The organism is Klebsiella sp. BDA134-6, assembly GCF_015601345.1.
Taxonomy (GTDB): Bacteria; Pseudomonadota; Gammaproteobacteria; order Enterobacterales; family Enterobacteriaceae; genus Klebsiella; species Klebsiella grimontii.
In genome coordinates this window covers 1,567,604-1,587,606 of the sequence record NZ_CP064784.1, presented here as the reverse complement: position 1 = coordinate 1,587,606, position 20,003 = coordinate 1,567,604, and the positions used below count along the sequence as shown (strand labels likewise).

The following is a 20,003-nucleotide window of genomic DNA, read 5'->3' as shown; positions in this document are numbered from 1 at the left end:
TCCGCAGAAAATGTCTCAACGTGGTAGGTGAACGGGTAAAGGGGGAGAAAACCGTCTCCCCCTTTACAATCCCCGCGGTCCCGCAAAGAAATCGGTGCTGCGCACTGCGCTCACCTCCCGGTCCTCAGCCTGCGGTCGGCTCAACTCGACATCACTGTCTCGATTCGCCTCTGTCCGCCATCCCTGGCGGCCAGCCCTTGTCTTCGGTCCTCCGGTTCGCCGATTTCAGCGGGGGCCAGGGCATCGCGGCGTGTCCCATAGTTTCAGAAAGATACCAACAGCTGACGGAAAATCCCCCGGAGGCGGCGCTGCCGCGCCTGTCCGGGCTACCCAATCTGCCTCCCTCAGGCTCCGGGCCCGGAAATCCCGGGTCGCGGCGTAAACGCCTTACCCGGGCTACTCCCCGCAAACGGCTGGAAACCCGTAGCCCCGGTAAGCGCAGCGCCACCGGGGAGATTGACCGCTGATGCTTAGCGGCTGCTCTGCAAAAACTGCCTGACGCGTTCGGAATCCGGATTGGTGAAAAACTTCTCCGGCGGCGCCTTCTCTATCAACAACCCTTTTTCGAGAAACACCACCTCATCCGAGACCTGGCGCGCAAAATCCATCTCATGGGTCACCACCACCATCGTGTAGCCCTCGGCGGCCAGCGCCTTCATCACGCCCAGCACCTCGTTGACCAGCTCGGGGTCCAGCGCCGAGGTCGGCTCATCAAACAGAATGACCTCCGGCGACATCGCCAGCGAACGGGCAATCGCCACCCGCTGTTTCTGTCCGCCGGAGAGCGTAATCGGATAAACGTCGGCTTTATGCGCCATCCCCACTTTCTCCAGCTGCTGCATGGCGATGGTTTTCGCTTCATCACGCTTCATCCCCTTCACGTGCAGCAGCGCTTCGCTGACGTTCTGCTGCACCGTCAGGTGCGGCCACAGGTTAAAGCTCTGGAACACCATGCCAACCCGCTCGCGGATTTTCGATAGCTGGCGGTGGGACATCGCCCGGCCATTATGCTCATCAATACCCAGCCGCTGGCCGCTGATGCGGATCTCGCCGCGATCCGGCTGTTCCAGCCAGTTCATGCAGCGCAGCAGCGTCGATTTACCCGACCCCGACGAGCCGAGAATGCTCACCACGGTCCCCTTCTCTACCGTCAGGTTGATATCACGAAGAACTTCAATGTTATCAAACTGTTTAGAGACGTTTTTGACGCTTACTGCAGTGGTATCAGACATGACTCATTCCTCTTCTGACTCCCCAGGCGCTCAGACGCTTAATCAGCAGCTCCAGTAGGATGCTGATCGCCCAGTAGAGCCCAATCGCGACGATAAAAGCGTTAAACGGGATAAAATAAGTGGCCTGCACGCTGTTAGCCGCAGCGGTTATCTCCTGGACGGTGATAATGCTGAGAAACGCGGTATCTTTCAGGCAGATAATCAGCTGATTGCCCATCAGCGGTAGCGCTGAAGAGAGAATATTGGGCAGAATAATGCGGCGGAATATTTTGTAGCGCGAAAATCCCTGCGCCACCGCGGCCTCGATATAGCCGCCGGAAAATACCCGGCGCTGGCTGCGCAAAATCTCAAAGAAATAGGCGCCATGGTAGATAATTAAGGCGATCAGGCCGGCGGTCCACGGTTCCATACTAATACCAACTTGCGGTAGCCCGTAATAGAGCAAATAGGCAAGAATCAAAAAAGGAATCGCCCGCATTAAGCTGACAAAGGCAATAATAAGCCGGTTAAGCGTTTTCTTTTGATATTCGGTTAAATAGCACAGGACCACGCCGATAATTAATCCGGCGATAGCCGCGGTAATAAAAAGCTCAAGGGTGGCGAGTAAACCGGCAATAAAGCTGTCGCGCACCGACCAGATAACGGCCCACTGATTCATAGTACCTCCTGTATTTATCGCGCCAGACGTTTCGCTTTACGCTCGGCCATCCCCTGCAGTTTCAGCAGCAGGCCAATAATCACCACGTACAGCAGACCCGCCGCCAGAATTGGCGAAAGAGGTTCATAGGTGACCGAAGAAATTCGGTTAGTGACGCGCGTCAAATCCACCACGCCAATCACCGCAATGGCCGGGCTACCCTTGATCAGGAACGACATCTCGTTAACCAGCGCGGGCAGGCTTTCAATCCACATCTGCGGCAGCATGATATAGCGGAAGTAGGCCCAGCGACGCATTCCTACCGACTCCGCCGCTTCCCGCTGTTCGCGGGGGAAGGTGCGAAAGGCGTTGCGCCAGATTTCGGCGTTAAAGGCCGAGGTATTGAGCGTCAGCGCCACAATCGCCGCGACGTTTTTATCGAGGTTAATCCCGACGGTCGGCAGAGAAAGAAACAGGAACAGCACCAGCGTGACCAGCGGCGTCGCGCGGGCAAGGCTGATATAGATCACCAGCAGCTGATCGATAACCGGGATACGCAGCATGCGCACCAGGGCGATCAGCAGACCAATCACTACCCCAAAGGCAATGGCGATGGCCGAAATCCAGAGGGTCGTCCATGCGCCTTCAATCAGTAACTGCCAGGAAATTGCATCCATGAAGCCCTCCTTCACCTAAACAGGCGGCGGTTTCCCGCCGCAGAACCCATTACAGACCGGCTAATTTATGGAACTGTTCCGGGCTGGTGATTGGCACGTCAGGAAGATCGTCATAGGTTTCGCCAAACCACTTTTTCTGTAGTTCCGCGAGCTTGCCGGTCTCCTTCATGTGGTTCATAAACTTGGTCATATAGGCCAGCAGCTGCGGCGAGTTTTTCGGGATCGGCCACGCCATATAGCCCGGGCCGGATACCGCCAGACCTTTAGCGAACACCTTCGGCTTGGCCTTCGCCAGATCGTTGACCGAGATAACCACGTTAATCACGTAGTCCAGCCGTTTGTTGGCAAGGTCGGCGTAGGCTTCAGGATAGGAGGGATACTCCACTACCGGCCCCAGCTTACCGCCGGTTTTCTCCAGCATCGCTTTCAGCTCCGGCAGCCGCGCCAGCAGCGCGCTGCCCGCCTGGACGCCCACTTTTTTCCCGCTCAGTTCGGCAATAGTGTTCAGAGAATTATCGCCCGCGCGTTTAACAAAATAGTGCTGCGCTGACGCCCACGGCGGCGTGAAATCAAAAACCTTGAGACGATCATCGGTAATCACTGCGCCGGTTAACGCCATATCGTATTGCCCGGTAGACACCGCCGCCAATAATCCGGTCCACGGCAGAATGCTCTGGTCGACGTTGAATTTCGCGTATTTACGTAATTCATCGAGCATATCTTTGTTAAAGCCATCCGCCTGGCCGTTATTCATAAAGTTAAAAGGCGCGTAATCATCTTCGGTCGCGACTTTCAGGGTGCCGGATTTTTCTATTGCCGGAAGATCCGCGGCGGCTGCGTGATAAGAAAAGGCCATCGCCATGATGGCGCCCAGACAAATTGAACCTAATGATTTGTTCATTAATTCACCCCTAATTAATTCGCCAGACGTGTTCATTCCAGAACATGAAAAGGTTTTGCAAAATATGTGCCGACGGAAGTTCCGAACCGCGACTGATGAATACGTTTTTAGAGCCATCCCATCAGGCGTACATTCTTGCAGCCAGTCTGGACACGGACAGCGCGGAACACCCGAAGCGTACACGTCGTACGTGAGGAGTGTGAGCACTGCCCAGGACCAAAATGGCAAATAAAATAGCCTGATGGGGTCGGTTCTCACTGTAGGGACGGTTTTTAATTTCCAGATAGAGCCAGATTCACCGCGCGGATGTGTCAGTCATTCTCAGGGTGGTATGGAATTTGCTCCAGTTCCTGTACTGAGCGTTTGAGTAAGGAGCCTGGCATGATCCGACACCTGTTACACGTTGATTTCGACCCGCGCCGCGGTTTGCAGGAGCAGGTGCGCGAGACGCTGATTAACGCCATTCTGGGCGGCATTTTTTCCGCCGACACGCCGCTCCCCTCCTGCCGCCAGCTGGCCAGCCAGCTGCGGGTCTCGCGTAACACCACGGCGCTAGTTTTTGAGGGCCTGGTTAACGAAGGTTATCTGCTGAGCCGTCCGCGCAGCGGTTACTACCTGCACCCGGATTATCAGCACGCCAACCCCGCCGCCGCGCCAGAAACTGCACCCCAGGATGAGCGTTCTGCACCACGCTGGGGCACGCGGCTGCAAATCACGCCCAGCCAGCAGGAGTCGATTCTGAAACCGGCCGGCTGGATGAACTACCGCTATCCGTTTATCTACGGTCAGCCGGATACCCGCCAGTTTCCGCTGGCGACCTGGCGTTCGGCGGCGAACTGGCTGCACGGCGGCGTGCGCGACCCGGCGTGGGTGGTGGATCATATCGATCAGGACGTGCCGATGCTGATTGAGCAGATCCGCACCCGGGTACTGCCCAAGCGCGGCATTGTCGCCGCGCCGGACGAGATTCTGATTACCCTCGGTTCGCAAAACGCGCTTTACCTGCTGACGCGCCTGCTGATGTCATCCAGCACGCGCGTTGGCGTGGAGAATCCCTGTTTTCGCGAGGCTATTAACACCTTTCTGCTCGCCGATACCGATATCGTGCCGCATCCGGTGGATGAACAGGGGATCGTCCTGAATGACGCCTCCTGCGATTACTACTACGTGACGCCCGGACACCAGGTGCCAACCGGGGTGGCGATGAGTAAGGCGCGGCGCAGCCAGCTGCTGGAGCATGCCGCTCGCCATGACGCGGTGATTATTGAGGACGATTACGACTCTGAAAGTAACTTTATGCTCAACCCACTGCCGGCGCTGAAGGCCAGCGATCGCTGCGGTAGAGTCATCTACGTGAGCAGCCTGTCAAAAGCGCTATCGCCAGGCCTGCGGCTGGGCTTTATGGTCGCTGACCCGGATCTGATTGATGAAGCCCGAGCGTTGCGCCGGCTGGTGTACCGTCATCCGCCGACCAATATTCAGTATCAGATGGCCCATTTCCTCGCCCAGGGCCACTATGAAACCCACCTGCGGCGCTACCATTACGACTCGGCCCAGCGCTGGGACCGGCTCAACAACGCGCTGCAGCAGCATCTGCCGGAGTGCCAAATCATCCCCGGCAGCGAACACGCCAACGCGTTCTGGCTGGCCACGCCGGAGCAAATCAACACCCAGCAGCTGACCTGGCGCGCCGCCCACGCCGGGGTACTGATTGAGCCCGGCGCGCGGCATTTTCTCAGCGACGCGCCGCCGGCTAACTTCTTTCGGATGGGGTTTCACGCCATTAATCCTGACGCTATCGAACAAGGCGTGGAGGTGCTGCGTGGCCAGCTGGCGCAGATGGGGTGAACGCAAGGCCCCTTGCCTTAACGCGGCGCCCTCACGATGATAGCGACAAATAAGGATGAACGGCGGATACAATGAGACCGACGGCAAAACACATAAAGACGATGCCACCAGTTTTATTCAGCTTAACGAAGGCATTTCCGGACGACATTTTCGTTTTTACGCTGTGTGCGAAAAGGCCGTAGAGTGAATGAATGACAACCACCAGAATACAGAAGGTTATCGACAGCACGCTGAACTGCGGAATAAAGGGCTGCTGCGGATGAATAAACTGGGGGAACAGCGCCATAAAAAACACAATGGGTTTGGGATTGAACAACGACACCAGTACTCCCTGACGAAACCGCTGACTGGCGGAAGGCATCGTTATATCGGAAGAAGAGAGAGGTTGATTCAGCGCGCGGGGCACCGAGCGAAAGAGCTTTACACCCAGATAGATCAAATAGGCCGCCCCAACCCCCTTGACTATCAACAACGTCAGTTGAGAGGTGGTAATAATCACGCCAACGCTGCTGGCAGCAATAATCGATATGACGCCCATCCCCACCGCCACCCCAATAATCCCCGCCATCGCATTACGCAGATTATAATTCAGCGTGTTGGTCAGCGTCAGGAGTACACCGGGGCCGGGACTGGCAATGGTCAGGCTGGCGATCAGTATATAAAGGTAGAGCTGCTGCATTGAAAAAGGATCCTGTACAGAACAGGGCGCGGCTCCGCCCCTGAAATGATTAACAACGTCGTATCTTCAGGACGTGCGCTTGCTCAGCGTCAACAGCACAACCGTACTTGATGTTTTATGTACACTACCGTAACAATTTTAAATTGTCATCAAATTTAAAATTAACCTTACAAATCATAATAATAAAAAACAAACATTTATTTCAACACTATTAACCCGCCATTTACCCCATAAAAAGTGACTAACCAGTCACCTCATCGCTCGTCGTCGAAACGCTAGCGATATTGCTCATACTCCACGGCTTCGCGAACCTGGACCAGCGCCGCGCGCAGGCTATCCAGGGGAACCGAACCCAGGGCGATGCGGAGCGCCTGCGGCACGTTCGCGGCAGCGCAAAATGGTTCGGCGGTCGACACGGAAATGTGGCGATCCATCAGCATTTTCACCAGCCGATCGGCCCGGCTCTCCTCGCCCAGAGGCAGCCAGAGGAAGTACGAACTCGGATGGCTCACAACGGGAAGCGCGCCGAGCGCCTCACGCGCGAGCGACTGCCGCAGCCGTGCATCCCGTCGCTTCTGCGCCGCAAAACGCGCAACCGTCCCATCGTCAATCCAGGCGCAGATCAGTGAACTCATCAACGAAGGCGTATTCCAGGTCGTCGCCCGTATAGCACGCTCAATCGCTTGCCGATAGTAGGGTGGACAAATTACCGCCCCCACGCGTAGCCCGGTGGCAACGTTTTTCGAAAAACCGGCGATATAAACCGTTCTTTCCGGCGCATAGCTGGCCAGCGGCGGCGGCGGATTGCCGACCAGCCAGGCGTATGCGGTATCTTCAATAATCAGCAGGTCATGCAGGCGCGCGAGGTCCGTCAGCGCCTGCCGCTGGCGAGAAGTGAGCACCCAGCCGAGCGGATTGTGCAGCGTCGGCATGGTATAAACTGCCCGTATCCGCCGCTGCCGGCACAGCAGGTGAAGCGCTTGCAGATCCGGCCCCTCTGCGCGACAGGGGATCGCCACCAGTTCCAGATGATAAAGCGCGGCCAGGGCCTTAAAGCCCGAATAGGTCAGCGCATCAACCGCCACCACATCGCCGGGGCGCAGAAGACCCATCACGGTCACCGCCAACCCGTGCTGGGCGCCGCTGACGATCAGCACGTTTTCCGCGTCAGGCGCAAAGCGGTTACCGGTCAAATAGCGGGCGATAGTTTCGCGTTCGGAGAGCCGTCCGGCATGAGGCTGGTAGCGCAGATGAGATTCAATATCCCCCGCCATCGCCAGCCGCCTGAGCGCCTCGCGCAACGCATCCCCCTGCGCCGGCAGCGAAGGATAGTTGAAGTTGAGATCGACTACATCGCCCGCCACCGCCTGCTGATCGACGCCGTGCCCCGGCGGCAGCGAGATATCCCGTACGAAGGTGCCGCGCCCGGTTTCACCGCTGACCAGCCCCATTGCTTCCAGTTCACGATAAACGCGGGTGGCCGTGGCCAGCGAGATGCGTTCGTCGGCGGCAAGGGTACGATGGGTCGGCAGGCGGGTGCCGGCCGGCAGCTGTCCGCGATGAATCGCCTGCGCGTAGCTGTCGACAATGGTTTTGTATCGGGCTTTCATCGGTGAATGTATCTATGACAATAATTTGATTGTATTAGATTAAGGACACTACCATCGCTTCAGACATTGCTCAAGCGGGCACTGCACAGCCAATATTGCGAGGTTAGCGTGGTAGATTCAGCGGTTCATAACACGGCGCCGGGGCCATGGTCCGGATGGCTTAATGGTTTGCTGGGCGTCATCATTTTTAGCGGTTCGCTGCCCGCGACGCGTCTGGCGGTGCTGGAGATGGACCCTTTTCTGTTGACCTTTCTGCGCGCCTCCATCGCCGGGCTGCTGGCCATCGTGCTGGTTGTCGGCTTTCGCCAACAACGCCCGCGCGTGTCGCAGCTTATGCCGCTGGCGATTGTCTCGTCAGGGGTGGTGATCGGTTTTCCGCTGCTCACGGCGCTGGCGCTGCGGCACGTCACTTCAGCACATTCGATCGTTTTTATCGGGCTTATGCCGCTGACGACGGCCATTTTTGGCGTGCTGCGCGGCGGCGAGCGTCCGCGTCGCGCTTTCTGGATCTTTTCGGTTATTGGCAGCCTGCTGGTGGTGGGATTCGCTCTGACGCAAAACGCGGCGGCGTCGCTCAGCGGCGATCTGCTGATGCTGGCGGCAGTGATCGTCTGCGGCCTGGGCTATGCGGAGGGCGCGAAGCTGACCCGGGAGCTCGGCGGCTGGCAGGTGATTAGCTGGGCGCTGATTATCGCCTTGCCTTTTATGCTGGTTGCCTCGTGGATAACCCAACCAGCATCATGGAGCGCCCTGTCGGTATCGACCTGGGCCGCGCTCGGCTACGTGTCGGTTTTTAGTATGCTTATTGGCTTTATCTTTTGGTATAAAGGGCTGGCCGCTGGCGGTATCGCCGCCGTCAGCCAGCTCCAGCTCTTACAGCCGTTCTTCGGGCTTGGCCTGGCGGCGGCGCTGCTGCACGAAACCGTCAGCCCATTGATGCTGAACGTAACCCTGGGCGTGATTCTGTGCGTTATCGGTTCGCGCAAATTTGGCCGCTAAAGTCGTTCCCGAAGGTGGGCGCTAATATTGCCCTTGTAGCCCGGACAGGCGCGTAAGCGCCGCCTCCGGGAAAGCGTGCAGGGGTTCCGTTCACTATTATTCCGCAGAAAATGTCTCACCGTGGTAGGTGAACGGGTAAAGGGGGAGAAAACCGTCTCCCCCTTTACAATCCCCGCGGTCCCGCAAAGAAATCGGTGCTGCGCACTGCGCTCACCTCCCGGACCTCAGCCTGCGGTCGGCTCAACTCGACATTACTCGTCCCATCCCTGGGACTCGCCCCTACGGGGCCAGCGCAAGCGCTGTTCAAAATTGCTCCAGGCAATTTTGTCGTGTCTCGATTCGCCTCTGTCCGCCATCCCTGGCGGCCAGCCCTTGTCTTCGGACCTCCGGTTCGCCGATTTCAGCGGGGGCCAGGGCATCGCTGCATATCACGTTGTTTCAGAGATATATCCGCTGCTGCATGAAAATCTCCCGGAGGCGGCGCTGCGCGCCTGTCCGGGCTACCCAAACTGCCTCCCTCAGGCACCGGGCCCGGAAATCCCGGGGCGCGGCGTAAACGCCTTACCCGGGCTACCGCCCCGCAGACGGCTGGAAACCCGTAGCCCCGGTAAGCGCAGCGCGACCGGGGAGGACGGTCGTTTATACTACCCGCGCGTACTGCAGCATCACCTGCAGCAGCACGTTCGCGCCGGCCTCAACGTGCTCCGGCGACGCGTACTCGATTTCGTTGTGGCTGATCCCATCCTTGCAGGGGATAAAAATCATCCCGGTTGGCGCCAGGTAGCTCATATACACCGCGTCGTGTCCGGCGCCGGAGACAATCTCCCGCGCGGGATAGCCAAGACGCTGCGCGGCGTCGGCAATCGCCGCCTGACAATCCGGGTGGAACGGCGCGGCCGGATAGTGGCTCACCTCTTTCAGCGCTACCTTCAGGCCGCTCTCCCGTTCAACGTCGGCGATAAACGCCCGCAGCTGACGGTCCATCTCATCCACCAGCGCATCGCTGAGATTGCGCATATCAATCGAAAACGTCACCTCCCCCGGCACCACGTTACGGCTGTTTGGATAGACCTGCACCCTCCCTACCGTACCGCGCCCTTCCTCGCTGCGCCCGGCGATCGCCACAACCTCCTGCATAATACGCGTCGCCACCTGCAGCGCATCCTGGCGCAGGCGCATCGGCGTCGGTCCGGCATGGGATTCCTGGCCGGTCACCACGCAGTCATACCAGCGGATCCCCAGCACGCCCTGCACGATACCGATAATTTTCTCTTCATCCTCCAGAATCGGCCCCTGTTCAATATGCGCTTCGAAGTAGGCGCCAATCGGATGATCGCCCGGCGTCTGGCTGCCGATATAGCCGATGCGCGCCAGCTCCTCGCCCACGGTTTTACCGTCCGCATCCTGCGCGGCATAGATGGTTTCCAGCGGGAAAACCCCGGCAAATACCCCGGAACCCATCATCACCGGCACAAAGCGCGATCCCTCTTCGTTGGTCCAGAACACCACTTCAATCGGCGCTTCGGTTTCGATATCCCGATCGTTCAGGGTGCGCACTACCTCCAGCGCCGCCAGCACGCCATAGTTACCATCAAATTTGCCGCCGGTCGGCTGGGTATCAATATGGCTGCCGGAGACAATCGGCGGCAGCGCCGGATTACGCCCTTCGCGGCGCATAAAGACGTTGCCGATTTTGTCGACGGTGACGCACATCCCCGCCGCCTGCGCCCAGCTAATCACCAAATCCCGTCCCTGGCGATCAAGATCGGTCAGCGTCAGACGGCAGCAGCCGCCCTTCGGCGTGGCGCCGATTTCCGCCAGCGTCATCAACGAATTCCACAGGCGTTCGCCGTTAATCCGGCAGTCGGTGGTTTCGGTCATCGGGGTAAAAAGGACATCACTGCTCATTTCGGTCTCCTTGCATAAACGCGGCGGCAAGCTCAACCAGTAGACGATCGCTGCCGCGCGGCCCTAAAAATGAGATCCCCAGCGGCAGACCGCCCGTCTGGGCGACCGGCAGCGTCACCTGCGGACGTTGGGTCATCACGGAAATTAACAGCAGGTCGTGGGACAGGCGGCGGACCGCCTCTATCTCCTCGGCCTGCGCCGTCAGCAGCGGCGCGCCGTCAGGAACGGTCGGCATCACCAGTACCGCATCGCCCAGCTGCGCGTCCCACCAGGCGGCGAAACGCTCGCGCTGCTGACAGGCGGCGTCAAACTGCGCGCGGGTGACCGCTTTGCCCCAAAAAAAGCGCTCGCGGACGTCCGGCCCTAGCTGCAGGCCGTAGCGCTCAATGGTTTCGCCCTGCGCCTGCCACGCTTCATAGCCCTGTATCTGGCGAAAGGCGAGATAGATATCGTCCACGTCCGGCAGCGGCGCGGTGAGCGGGGTTACCGCGCCGAAAAAGCGCGCCAGCCGTTGGCGAACCGGCTGCAGCGCCTGCTGGCTGCGCAGCGGCAGGCGGGAAAACAGCCCATCATGACAGGCCAGCCGAACACCGCTCAGATCCGCGCGTTCATCGGCAAACAGACAGGCAGCGACGGCGGAAAAGACCTCCGGCGAGCGGGCAAAGAAACCGCAGGTATCCATGGTAGCGCACAGCGGCTGGCAGCCGTCGAGGGAAAGACGGCCGTGGGTCGGACGCAGGCCGAACAGTCCGCAGTAGCTCGCCGGCGTCCGAACCGAGCCGCCGGTATCGGTACCGAGGGCAAAGTCGCACACTTCGTTCGATACCGCCGACGCCGAACCGGACGAAGAGCCGCCGGGAATATGATTCGGCGCGGCGCCGTTGCGCGGGGTGCCGTAATGAACGTTGTGCCCGCTCATCGAATACGCCAGCTCGCTGGTATGGGTTTTGCCGATAAAGCGCGCGCCGTTATCTAACAACGTTTGCACCACCGGCGCGGTGCGGTTTTTAATCCCGGATAGCGCCAGCAGATGCGGATTGCCGCCGCCGGTCGGGTAGCCCGCCACGTCGAACAGATCTTTGACCGCAAAGGTTAACCCGCTCAGCGGCCCGCTGAGCGCATGCGCCACCGGATGCGGCGGATAGGGCATAAACGCGCGAAGGTCATCCTGCATCGTGTTTTTCTCCTGGCTTCAGGCGTAAAGCGCCTGGTTTTCAACGGACGAGCTCAGCTCGCGCCAGCGATGGCAGCTCACCACGTGACGCGGCCCGGCCTGTTCGGTGGCCGGCTGGCTTTGCGTACAGGCGGGACGCGCGTGCGGACAGCGTTCGGCAAACGCGCAGCCCGGCGGCAGGCGCGAGAGATCCGGCGGTGAGCCGGGAATGCAGCGCAGCGCATCGCCCTTTTTCAGTCCCTCTTTCGGACGGCTGCCCAGCAGCACCTGGGTGTAAGGATGGCGCGGACGATACAGAATCTCCTCAATCGACGCCTCTTCGACGATGCGCCCGGCGTACATCACCGCCACCCGGTCGGCGATCTCCACCGCCGCGCCGATATCGTGGGTCACAAATATAATCGACAGATCGCGCTGCTTTTGCTGCTCGCGCAGCAGAATCAGGATCTGGATTTGCACCGTGGCATCAAGGGCGGTGGTCGGCTCATCCGCCAACAGCAGCTGCGGGTTACAGGAGAGCGCGAGGGCAATCATCGCCCGTTGGCGCATCCCGCCGGACATCTCGTGCGGGTATGCATCCAGCCGCCGCTCGGGGCTCGGAATACGCACCTGGCGCAGCGCCTCCAGCGCCCGCTCTCGCGCCGCCTGGCGCGACAGGCCTTCATGGCGACGCAACCCTTCGACGATCTGCTGACCCACGGTATAGACCGGGTCAAAGGCCAACAGCGGCTCCTGGAAAATCATCGCGCAGCGCGCGCCGCGGTAGCGCCGCAGCTGCCCGGCATTCATGGTCAGCACCTCGTCCTCACCGACCTTCAGGGTGCCGGAAAGCACGCTGCTTTTCGGCGGATGCAGCCGCATCAGGGCGCGCAGGGTCACGCTTTTCCCGGAGCCAGATTCGCCGATCAGCGCCATGACCTCGCCCTTTTGCACATCAAAGGAGACGCCGTTGACCGCGTTGACCGTCTGGCCGTCGCGGCGAAACTCAACCCGCAGGTCGCGGATATGGACGTAAGCTTCATGCGACATGGCTGACCTCCTGAATGGCGATATTTTGATGCCAGGGTGACGCGGGCTGCGCCATCAGGCAGGCGCTCTGGTGCCCCTCGCCGACGCTTTGCAGCGTCGGCTTCACCTCGGCGCACACCGCTCTGGCGTGCGGGCAGCGGGTATGAAAGCGGCAGCCGGAAGGCGGCGAAATCGGGCTGGGCGGATCGCCGTTCAGCGCAGAGGTTAAGGTGCGATTATGCGGGTCCATCGACGGCATCGAGCTTAACAACGCCCGGGTATAGGGGTGAGCCGAGGCGGTAAACAGCTGCTCCGCCGGGCCAATCTCCACCACCTCGCCGAGATACATCACCAGAATGCGGTCCGACAGCCAGCGCACCACGTGCAGATCGTGGCTGATAAACACATAGGTCAGCGCCAGCGTCCGTTTCAGCTCCTGCAGCAGCTGCAGCACCTGGGCTTCCACCGATTTATCCAACGCCGAGACGGCCTCGTCGAGGATCACCAGTCGGGGCTTCATCGCCAGCGCGCGGGCGATATTCACGCGCTGGCGCTGGCCGCCGGAGAGCGCATGCGGATAACGGTGGGCAAAACGTTCCGGTTCGAGGCCGACGTGCGCCAGCAGATAGCGGGCGTATTCGCTGGCCTCTTTGGCGCTGACGCCGTGTACCCGCTGGCCGAAGGCAATGCTCTCTTCCATGGTCATACGCGGGTTGAGCGAGGCGTAGCTATCCTGGAAGACCATCTGCACCTGGCGGCGATACGCTTTCATCGGCAGGCGCGATGAGCCCACCTCCAGACCATCGAAGATCAGCTCCCCGCTATCCTGTTTGAGCAGTTGCATCAGCAGCCGCGCGGTGGTGGATTTACCGCAGCCCGACTCCCCCACCACGCCGAGGGTTTCGCCTTTGATCACCGAAAAACTGATGTCGTCCACCGCCTGCACCACTTCGCGCGCTTTGCCGCCGCCAGCGGGAAAATGCTTCAGCAGGTTGTTGACCTTCAGCAACGGCTGCGCCGGTCCGCCGAGGTCGATATTGATAAAGGGTTGCATCGCTTACTCCTTAATCGCCATTGCCGCACGCAGGCGGTCCGCGAGGATATTGAACGAAATGGAGGTGATAAAAATCATCAGGCCGGGCAGCGCCGCCACCCACGGCTGGGTATAAATCGCCGTACGCAGGGTGTTCAGCATCAGCCCCCATTCCGGCTCCGGCGGGCGAACCCCAAGGCCGAGAAAAGAGAGCCCGGAGGCGAGGATCATGCACACCGAAATGAGTCCGGTGGAGAAGACGAAAATCGGCCCCAGCACGTTGCCCAGCACCTGCACGCGAATAATGGTGAACGCGCTGGCCCCGGTGGCCCTGGCGGCGTCGATGTAGTCCATATGCCGTACCTGCGCGGTGACGCTTTCGGCGATACGCGCCACCTGCGGCACGAACACCAGGGTCAGCGAGAGCAGCGCGTTACCGATGCCCGCCCCCAGCGCGCCGGAGAGCGCTATCGCCAGCAGCACCGAGGGAAAGGCGTAAAACACGTCCACGGTGCGCATAATCAGGGTATTGGTTCTCCCCCCCGCATAGCCGGCGATAATGCCGATCGCCCCACCGATAAAAAAGGCGAACACCACCGGGACAATCCCCATAAATAGCGATAGCCGGGTGCCAAGAATCAGCCTTGATAGCATGTCGCGCCCGAGCTCATCGGAGCCCAGCGGGAAGCCGTCGGTACCGATCGGCTTGAGGCGTAAAAACATCGACGTCTGATACGGGTCTTTGACGATAAGCCAGGGACCGAACAGCGCCAGCGTCAACAGCACGAGGATGATCGCGCCAACGAATACGCCCCCGGGGTCGCGCAGCAAGCGGCGAAACACGCCGCGCCAGTAGCCTTGTCTGGCCACCGTCGTGGCGGCGACGGCAATGCCTTTGGTCGTCACGGTATCCACCATCGTTAGCTCCTCTTAATTCGCGGGTCGAGACTGGTTTGCAGAATATCCACCAGCAGATTGAGCAGCACAAAGAACAGCGCCAGTACCCAGATGGTGCCCTGCAATAGCGGCAGGTCGCGCTGGAAAATGGCGGTGTTCAGCAGCAGACCGGTACCGGGCCAGGAGAAAACGGTTTCCACCAGAATCGAGCCGCCCATCAGATAGCCAACCTGCAGTCCCATCACCGCCAGCGCGGTCGGCGCGGCGTTTTTCACCACGTGCAGAAAGATCCGCGACTCGTTGAGCCCCCGGGCGCGCAGGCCGACGATAAACTCCTGGCTGAGAATATCCGCCACCTGCGAGCGAACGGTGCGGGCGATGATGCCGGTCGGGATCACCGACAGCGTGAAGGCTGGCAGCAGCATAAACTGCAGGTGTTCCCAGTTCCACTGCCAGCCCACCTCGCCGATTGGCCCACCGCCGGTCGCCGGCAGCAGCGCGAATTTGACGCTAAAAACGATGACCAGCAGCATCCCCAGCCAGTAGTGCGGCACGCTGACGCCGAATACCGACAGCACCGAGGCCAGACGGTCAATAATGCTGTTACGAAAGTAACCAGCGACAAAACCAAACAGGCTGCCCAGCACAAATCCGATCGCCGTCGCCAGCAGCGCCAGACGCAGAGAGTAAGTGACCGCCGTCATCACCTCATCGATGACCGGACGCCCGGTAGCGACCGACATCCCCAAATCGCCGTGCAGCGCCCGCCATAGCCAGTGCACAAACTGCAGCGGCAGTGGTTTATCAAAGCCGTAGGCCTGCATTAAGGTCTGACGCAGCGATTCCGAGGCGTCCGGCGGCATCACCGATACCAGCGGGTCGCCCGGCGCTATCTGCACCAGCATAAAACAGATCACCGCCACCCCGAGCATGGTGGGGACGGCCAGCAGGATGCGATATAGCAGCGTATTGATCATCTCTTGCTCCCGTGTCGATTACTCTTTTTTGCTCACCAGACTAAGGTCGATAAACCAGCTTTGCGGCTGTACCACACCGGTGACGGCTGGCGATATCGCCCTTGGTCCGACATCGTGGGCGACGAACAGGAACGGCACCTGATCGACCAGCGCGGCGTGCAGTTCACCGGCGGCTTTATCCATTTCGGCCGGGGTAAACGCGTGCTTTACCGCCGCCGCCAGCTTTTCGGTTTCCGGGGTCGAGAAGTAGCCCCAGTTGGTCGCCACCGGCGGGAAGGCCTTCGCGGTAGAGAAACGGATCATGCCGAAATAGGGATCGTTAACCGCGGCGCTGACGTTGATCGCATCGATCCCTTTCGCGGAGGGATCTTTCGCCCCGAGGCGCCAGTTGGTAAACAGGGTGTTCCATTCGTTGACTTTAATATCGACATTAAAGAAGCAGCTTTTCAGGCTCTGCTGAATGTACTCGTTCATCGGCAGCGGCTGCATCTGCCCGGAGCCAGAGGCCGAGGTGGCGACCGTGACGTGCAGCGGTTTCCCGGCACTATAGCCGGCTTCGGTCATCAGCTTGCGGGCGGTATCCGGGTCATATTTGATCTGGAAGGTGGGTTTACCGCGCCACGGACTGCCAGCCTCGTAGACGCCGGTCGCTTCGGTCATATAGCCGCCGAGATAGCTTTTTAGCTCCGCGCGGTTCAGGCACAGGTTGGCGGCTTTGCGCACGCGAATATCTTTCCACGGCGAGCCCTCTTCAAAGGAGAACTGCCACGGCCACAGGTGCGGCTGGGTGTTGGCGTAGATTTTAAAGCCCTGGGCTTTAATTTGATCAACCGCATCCGGGGCCGGGGCTTCGATCCAGTCCACCTGCTTCGAGAGCAGCGCCGCGGTGCGGGCGTTGGCTTCCGGCAGCGGGATCAGCACCACTTTATCCACCCGCGGAATACGATCTTTGTTCCAGTAGTCGGGATTTTTATCGAGGATCAGCTGCTGGCGGGGAACCAGTTTTTCCATTTTGAACGGACCGCTGCCCACCGCGTGGGCGGCGAATTCGGTCCACGCCTGCTTACTGCGCGCGGCGGTATCGCCGGTGCCGGACGGCACCGCGTCGTACAGCTTCTGCCACGCGGTCGGCGAAACAATAAACAGGTTGGTGAGGTTATACGGCAGCAGCGCGTCCGGTTCGGAGGTGGTCAGCGCCACGGTATGGTCGTCAATCTTTTCCGCGCCGGTGAGGGTCGGCATGCGCGACAGCGTGTTGCCGATCTGGCCGGGCGCGTACTGCGGCGCGGCTTTATTCAACACCTTATCCACGTTCCAGACGATGGCATCGGCGTTGACCGCAGAACCATCGTGAAATTTAACCCCCGGACGCAGGGTGAAAATCCAGCGGCTTTGATTTTGCGGGTCAACGTGCCACTCGGTCGCCAGCCCCGGCACCAGGCCGCTGGGTTTCTCTCCCTGCGACAAATCCCATTCAACTAAGGCATCGTAAAGCGGAATGCCGGTAAAGCGGTTGCCCTCAAAACCCTGATCGGGTTGTCCGAGGGTTAACGGGATATCGGCGGCGGTCATGGCGATCCGCAGGGTTGAAGCCTGAGTCGGCACAGAGGCAAACAGCGCCAATGCCCCGCTAACAGCAACGGCGAGATGGCGTTTACGCGAAAGTAATTTTGTCTTCAGCATCACATTGTCCCTGTTAAATAAAAGTCGCTATTTAACAGGCAAGATACATACCAGTTCTGAATGCGCGGAAAATAAGTGTGAAATGGCTTATAAAATAAGAATGACTTATAACATCCATATGATTTTACTCGAAAAAATATAATCACCTTATCTTTTTGCACCACCGGCGGGAATTCTGTTGCAGGATTGCACCAGCCTTACTTTCTTTTTAAAGGGATAATCACGTGGCGTTATTTTCTATAAATTAAATTCATAATGTCCGACAAATCATCAGTTTGAGACGTTGTCTTCTATACTTTCTGATAAAGAGAAAGAGGGAGTCGCCATGCCGTTACCTGATTTTCACCGCTCCGAGCCATTTACCCTCGGTATCGAGCTTGAGCTCCAGGTCGTCAACCCGCCGGGTTTCGATCTGAGCCAGGACTCTTCCGCGCTGATTGACGAGGTGCAGGGCACGCTGAAAGCGGGCGAGGCCAAGCATGACATTACCGAAAGCATGCTGGAGATCGCCACCGGCGTCTGCCGCGATATCCACCAGGCGACGGCGCAGCTGAGCGCGGTTCAGCAGGCGGTGCTTCGTGCCGCCGCCCGCCATCATGTGAAAATCTGCGGCGGTGGAACGCATCCGTTTCAAAGCTGGCAGCGCCAGCAGATCAGCGATAGCCCGCGCTACCGGAAAACCGTCGAGCACTTTGGTTATCTGGCGAAGCAGGCAACGATCTTCGGCCAGCACGTGCACGTGGGGTGTCAAAACGGCGATGATGCCATTTATCTTCTGCACGGCCTGTCGCGCTTCGTACCGCATTTTATCGCGCTGAACGCGGCATCGCCCTGGCTCGACGGGACCGATAGCGGCTTTGCCTGCTCGCGGCTTAATCTTTTCGCCGCCTATCCTGATAACGGCCCGATGCCGTGGGTCAATAACTGGCAGGCTTTTACCGGTCTGTTTCGCCGTCTTAGCTATACCAGCATGATCGATAGCATGAAGGATCTGCACTGGGATATTCGCCCCAGCCCGCGCTTTGGCACCGTCGAAGTCCGGGTGATGGATACGCCGCTGACGATTAGCCAGGCGGTGAATATCGCCGGTTTTATCCAGATCATCGCCTGCTGGCTGCTGACGGAGCGGCCGTTTAAGCATCTGCCCGAGGATTATTTGCTCTACCCCTTCAACCGCTATCAGGCCTGCCGCTATGGGCTCGACGGGATCAATACCGATGTGAACAGCGGCGAACAGCGAACATTGCGCGAAGAGATTTTACAGCTGGCGGATAAGCTGGCGCCCAGCGCCCATAAGCTCAACGCCGGCAGCGCGCTGGAGGCGATGGTGCGCCAGGCGAAGCAGAATCGCAGCGAGCCGCAGCAGATGCGCGAATTTGTCGCCAATGGCGGTTCGTTGATCGGGCTGGTACAAAAGCACTGCGAAATCTGGACGGCGTAGCGGCGATAAAACGCTATACTGCACGCTCTCTTTGGTTGTCTGGAACCCCGCCGTGCGCTTGTCATCGCTTCTGCCGCTGTTGCTGTTATCTCTGCCCGCCTTTGCCAGCGGGAAGTGCTCGCTGACCGACCCGTCCCTGACGCTGCAAAGCTATACCGTTGATCCGCATCGCGAACGCATCGTGATGTACTGGCAGAATGAGGACGGTAAAGCCTGGGGATCGCTGCGCTCGCTGCTGGGGGATATCAACCGCGACGGGCAGGTACAGATGGCGATGAACGGCGGAATTTATGATAAAGCTTACGCGCCGCTGGGGCTGTATATCGAGAATGGCAGGCAGCTGACCCCACTTAACCGCGCCTCCGGCGGTGGCAACTTTTTTATTCGTCCCGGCGGGGTCTTTTATCTGCGCGGGCAAAACGCGGGGATTGTCAGCATCAATAAATTCAGGCCATCGCCGGCTATCCGCTACGCCGTGCAGTCCGGGCCAATGCTGATTGAAAACGGCAAGATCAACTGGCGGCTGAAGCCGTCCGCCAGCTCGCGCAAACTGCGTAACGGCGTGGGCATCACCGGCGATGGCAAGGTGGTCTTTATGCTCAGCGCGCGCGAAACCAATTTCTACGATTTCGCCTGCTATGCGCAGTCGAAGCTCAACGTGCGCCAGATGCTCTATCTCGACGGCACCATTTCGAAGATGTACCAGAAAGGCGGCAGCGTGCCGTGGCAGTACCATCCGTTCGTCACCATGATCGCGGTAGAGAGCAGGTAATCGGCAAAACATCGTCTCCGGGGGTGTTTCGCAACCCGGCAATATTCTGCAGCCGATTTCCCCGGTGGCGCTGCGCTTACCGGGGCTACGGGTTTCCAGCCGTCTGCGGAAGAGTAGCCCGGACAGGCGCAACGCGCCGCCTCCGGGAGATTTTCATGCCGCTGCGGATATGTCTCTGAAACAACGTGATATGCAGCGATGCCCTGGTGCCCGCTGAAATCGGCGAACCGGAGGCCTGAAGACAAGGGCTGGCCGCCAGGGATGGCGGACAGAGGCGAATCGAGACAGGGATGTCGAGTTGAGCCGACCGCAGGCTGAGGTCCGGGAGGTGAGCGCAGTGCGCAGCACCGATTTCTTTGCGGGACCGCGGGGATTGTAAAGGGGGAGACGGTTTTCTCCCCCTTTACCCGTTCACCTACCACGGTGAGACATTTTCTGCGGAATAATAGTGAACGGAACCCCTACCACACCGTCCCGGAGGCGGCGCTACCGCGCCTGTCCGGGCTACCAAACCCGCAGCACATCTC

At 59.4% G+C, this 20,003-nt stretch carries 17 protein-coding genes; 4 read left to right on the top strand and 13 right to left on the bottom strand.

Annotated features, from left to right (window positions below):
* Window positions 1-470: 470 nt before the first annotated feature.
* The 4 genes from IYV58_RS07240 to IYV58_RS07225 are packed head-to-tail and all read right to left on the bottom strand — an operon-like array spanning window position 471 to window position 3,447.
* Window positions 471-1,232, bottom strand: coding sequence for an amino acid ABC transporter ATP-binding protein (locus IYV58_RS07240; RefSeq protein WP_009653167.1), 762 nt, complete (start codon window positions 1,230-1,232; stop codon window positions 471-473).
* On the bottom strand, window positions 1,225-1,890 hold the full coding sequence (locus tag IYV58_RS07235; RefSeq protein WP_004130263.1) for an amino acid ABC transporter permease: 666 nt from the start codon (window positions 1,888-1,890) through the stop codon (window positions 1,225-1,227). The genes IYV58_RS07240 and IYV58_RS07235 overlap by 8 nt, the downstream gene beginning before the upstream one ends.
* A gap of 14 nt (window positions 1,891-1,904) precedes the next feature.
* Complete coding sequence (locus IYV58_RS07230) at window positions 1,905-2,546, bottom strand: amino acid ABC transporter permease (protein WP_049113179.1); 642 nt, start codon at window positions 2,544-2,546, stop codon at window positions 1,905-1,907.
* A 49-nt stretch (window positions 2,547-2,595) separates the two neighbouring features.
* Complete coding sequence (locus IYV58_RS07225) at window positions 2,596-3,447, bottom strand: transporter substrate-binding domain-containing protein (protein ID WP_004130261.1); 852 nt, start codon at window positions 3,445-3,447, stop codon at window positions 2,596-2,598.
* 381 nt (window positions 3,448-3,828) lie between these two features.
* Between IYV58_RS07225 and IYV58_RS07220 the strand changes: the two genes are divergently transcribed.
* Entirely contained in the window at window positions 3,829-5,295 is a 1,467-nt protein-coding gene (locus IYV58_RS07220) for a MocR-like pyridoxine biosynthesis transcription factor PdxR (protein WP_049113177.1), read from the top strand.
* Between the two features lie 31 nt (window positions 5,296-5,326).
* Here the strand turns inward: IYV58_RS07220 and IYV58_RS07215 are convergent, their stop codons facing one another.
* Together IYV58_RS07215 and IYV58_RS07210 are read right to left on the bottom strand one after the other, a co-directional pair.
* Window positions 5,327-5,974, bottom strand: a complete 648-nt coding sequence (locus IYV58_RS07215; protein WP_123828356.1) for a LysE family translocator — start codon at window positions 5,972-5,974, stop codon at window positions 5,327-5,329.
* 275 nt (window positions 5,975-6,249) lie between these two features.
* Window positions 6,250-7,584, bottom strand: a complete 1,335-nt coding sequence (locus IYV58_RS07210) for an aminotransferase-like domain-containing protein (RefSeq protein WP_087828693.1) — start codon at window positions 7,582-7,584, stop codon at window positions 6,250-6,252.
* A 108-nt stretch (window positions 7,585-7,692) separates the two neighbouring features.
* Between IYV58_RS07210 and IYV58_RS07205 the strand changes: the two genes are divergently transcribed.
* A complete protein-coding gene (locus tag IYV58_RS07205) occupies window positions 7,693-8,583 on the top strand; it encodes a DMT family transporter (protein ID WP_087828694.1) in 891 nt (296 codons plus the stop codon).
* Window positions 8,584-9,222: 639 nt separating this feature from the next.
* On the opposite strand, the gene IYV58_RS07200 is transcribed toward IYV58_RS07205, so the two are convergent.
* The 7 genes from IYV58_RS07200 to IYV58_RS07170 are packed head-to-tail and all read right to left on the bottom strand — an operon-like array spanning window position 9,223 to window position 17,263.
* A complete protein-coding gene (locus IYV58_RS07200; protein WP_004130250.1) occupies window positions 9,223-10,491 on the bottom strand; it encodes a Zn-dependent hydrolase in 1,269 nt (422 codons plus the stop codon).
* The gene (locus tag IYV58_RS07195; protein ID WP_004130248.1) at window positions 10,481-11,665 is read right to left on the bottom strand and encodes an amidase; all 1,185 of its coding nucleotides are present in this window, start codon (window positions 11,663-11,665) and stop codon (window positions 10,481-10,483) included. Before IYV58_RS07195 ends, IYV58_RS07200 begins: the two co-directional genes overlap by 11 nt.
* An 18-nt stretch (window positions 11,666-11,683) precedes the next feature.
* Complete coding sequence (locus IYV58_RS07190; protein WP_049114182.1) at window positions 11,684-12,694, bottom strand: ABC transporter ATP-binding protein; 1,011 nt, start codon at window positions 12,692-12,694, stop codon at window positions 11,684-11,686.
* A complete protein-coding gene (locus IYV58_RS07185; RefSeq protein ID WP_004130245.1) occupies window positions 12,684-13,727 on the bottom strand; it encodes an ABC transporter ATP-binding protein in 1,044 nt (347 codons plus the stop codon). Before IYV58_RS07185 ends, IYV58_RS07190 begins: the two co-directional genes overlap by 11 nt.
* Before the next feature lie 3 nt (window positions 13,728-13,730).
* Complete coding sequence (locus IYV58_RS07180) at window positions 13,731-14,624, bottom strand: ABC transporter permease (protein WP_004130242.1); 894 nt, start codon at window positions 14,622-14,624, stop codon at window positions 13,731-13,733.
* Between the two features lie 2 nt (window positions 14,625-14,626).
* Window positions 14,627-15,580, bottom strand: coding sequence for an ABC transporter permease (locus IYV58_RS07175; RefSeq protein ID WP_049114184.1), 954 nt, complete (start codon window positions 15,578-15,580; stop codon window positions 14,627-14,629).
* Between the two features lie 18 nt (window positions 15,581-15,598).
* Window positions 15,599-17,263, bottom strand: a complete 1,665-nt coding sequence (locus IYV58_RS07170) for an ABC transporter substrate-binding protein (protein ID WP_004130238.1) — start codon at window positions 17,261-17,263, stop codon at window positions 15,599-15,601.
* A gap of 325 nt (window positions 17,264-17,588) precedes the next feature.
* On the opposite strand from IYV58_RS07170, the gene IYV58_RS07165 reads away from it, so the two are divergent.
* Both IYV58_RS07165 and IYV58_RS07160 read left to right on the top strand, forming a co-directional pair.
* Window positions 17,589-18,704: a YbdK family carboxylate-amine ligase gene (locus tag IYV58_RS07165; RefSeq protein ID WP_004130236.1), complete on the top strand. Its 1,116-nt coding sequence runs from the start codon at window positions 17,589-17,591 to the stop codon at window positions 18,702-18,704.
* 52 nt (window positions 18,705-18,756) lie between these two features.
* Window positions 18,757-19,476, top strand: coding sequence for a phosphodiester glycosidase family protein (locus IYV58_RS07160; RefSeq protein ID WP_004130234.1), 720 nt, complete (start codon window positions 18,757-18,759; stop codon window positions 19,474-19,476).
* Window positions 19,477-20,003: the final 527 nt, after the last annotated feature.

Coding starts and splice junctions, on each gene's coding strand:
- IYV58_RS07190 (WP_049114182.1), bottom strand. CDS start 12,694: ATGTCGCATGAAGCTTACGTCCATATCCGCGACCTGCGGGTTGAGTTT.
- IYV58_RS07170 (WP_004130238.1), bottom strand. CDS start 17,263: ATGCTGAAGACAAAATTACTTTCGCGTAAACGCCATCTCGCCGTTGCT.
- IYV58_RS07175 (WP_049114184.1), bottom strand. CDS start 15,580: ATGATCAATACGCTGCTATATCGCATCCTGCTGGCCGTCCCCACCATG.
- IYV58_RS07195 (WP_004130248.1), bottom strand. CDS start 11,665: ATGCAGGATGACCTTCGCGCGTTTATGCCCTATCCGCCGCATCCGGTG.
- IYV58_RS07180 (WP_004130242.1), bottom strand. CDS start 14,624: ATGGTGGATACCGTGACGACCAAAGGCATTGCCGTCGCCGCCACGACG.
- IYV58_RS07235 (WP_004130263.1), bottom strand. CDS start 1,890: ATGAATCAGTGGGCCGTTATCTGGTCGGTGCGCGACAGCTTTATTGCC.
- IYV58_RS07210 (WP_087828693.1), bottom strand. CDS start 7,584: ATGAAAGCCCGATACAAAACCATTGTCGACAGCTACGCGCAGGCGATT.
- IYV58_RS07225 (WP_004130261.1), bottom strand. CDS start 3,447: ATGAACAAATCATTAGGTTCAATTTGTCTGGGCGCCATCATGGCGATG.
- IYV58_RS07215 (WP_123828356.1), bottom strand. CDS start 5,974: ATGCAGCAGCTCTACCTTTATATACTGATCGCCAGCCTGACCATTGCC.
- IYV58_RS07230 (WP_049113179.1), bottom strand. CDS start 2,546: ATGGATGCAATTTCCTGGCAGTTACTGATTGAAGGCGCATGGACGACC.
- IYV58_RS07240 (WP_009653167.1), bottom strand. CDS start 1,232: ATGTCTGATACCACTGCAGTAAGCGTCAAAAACGTCTCTAAACAGTTT.
- IYV58_RS07185 (WP_004130245.1), bottom strand. CDS start 13,727: ATGCAACCCTTTATCAATATCGACCTCGGCGGACCGGCGCAGCCGTTG.
- IYV58_RS07220 (WP_049113177.1), top strand. CDS start 3,829: ATGATCCGACACCTGTTACACGTTGATTTCGACCCGCGCCGCGGTTTG.
- IYV58_RS07165 (WP_004130236.1), top strand. CDS start 17,589: ATGCCGTTACCTGATTTTCACCGCTCCGAGCCATTTACCCTCGGTATC.
- IYV58_RS07200 (WP_004130250.1), bottom strand. CDS start 10,491: ATGAGCAGTGATGTCCTTTTTACCCCGATGACCGAAACCACCGACTGC.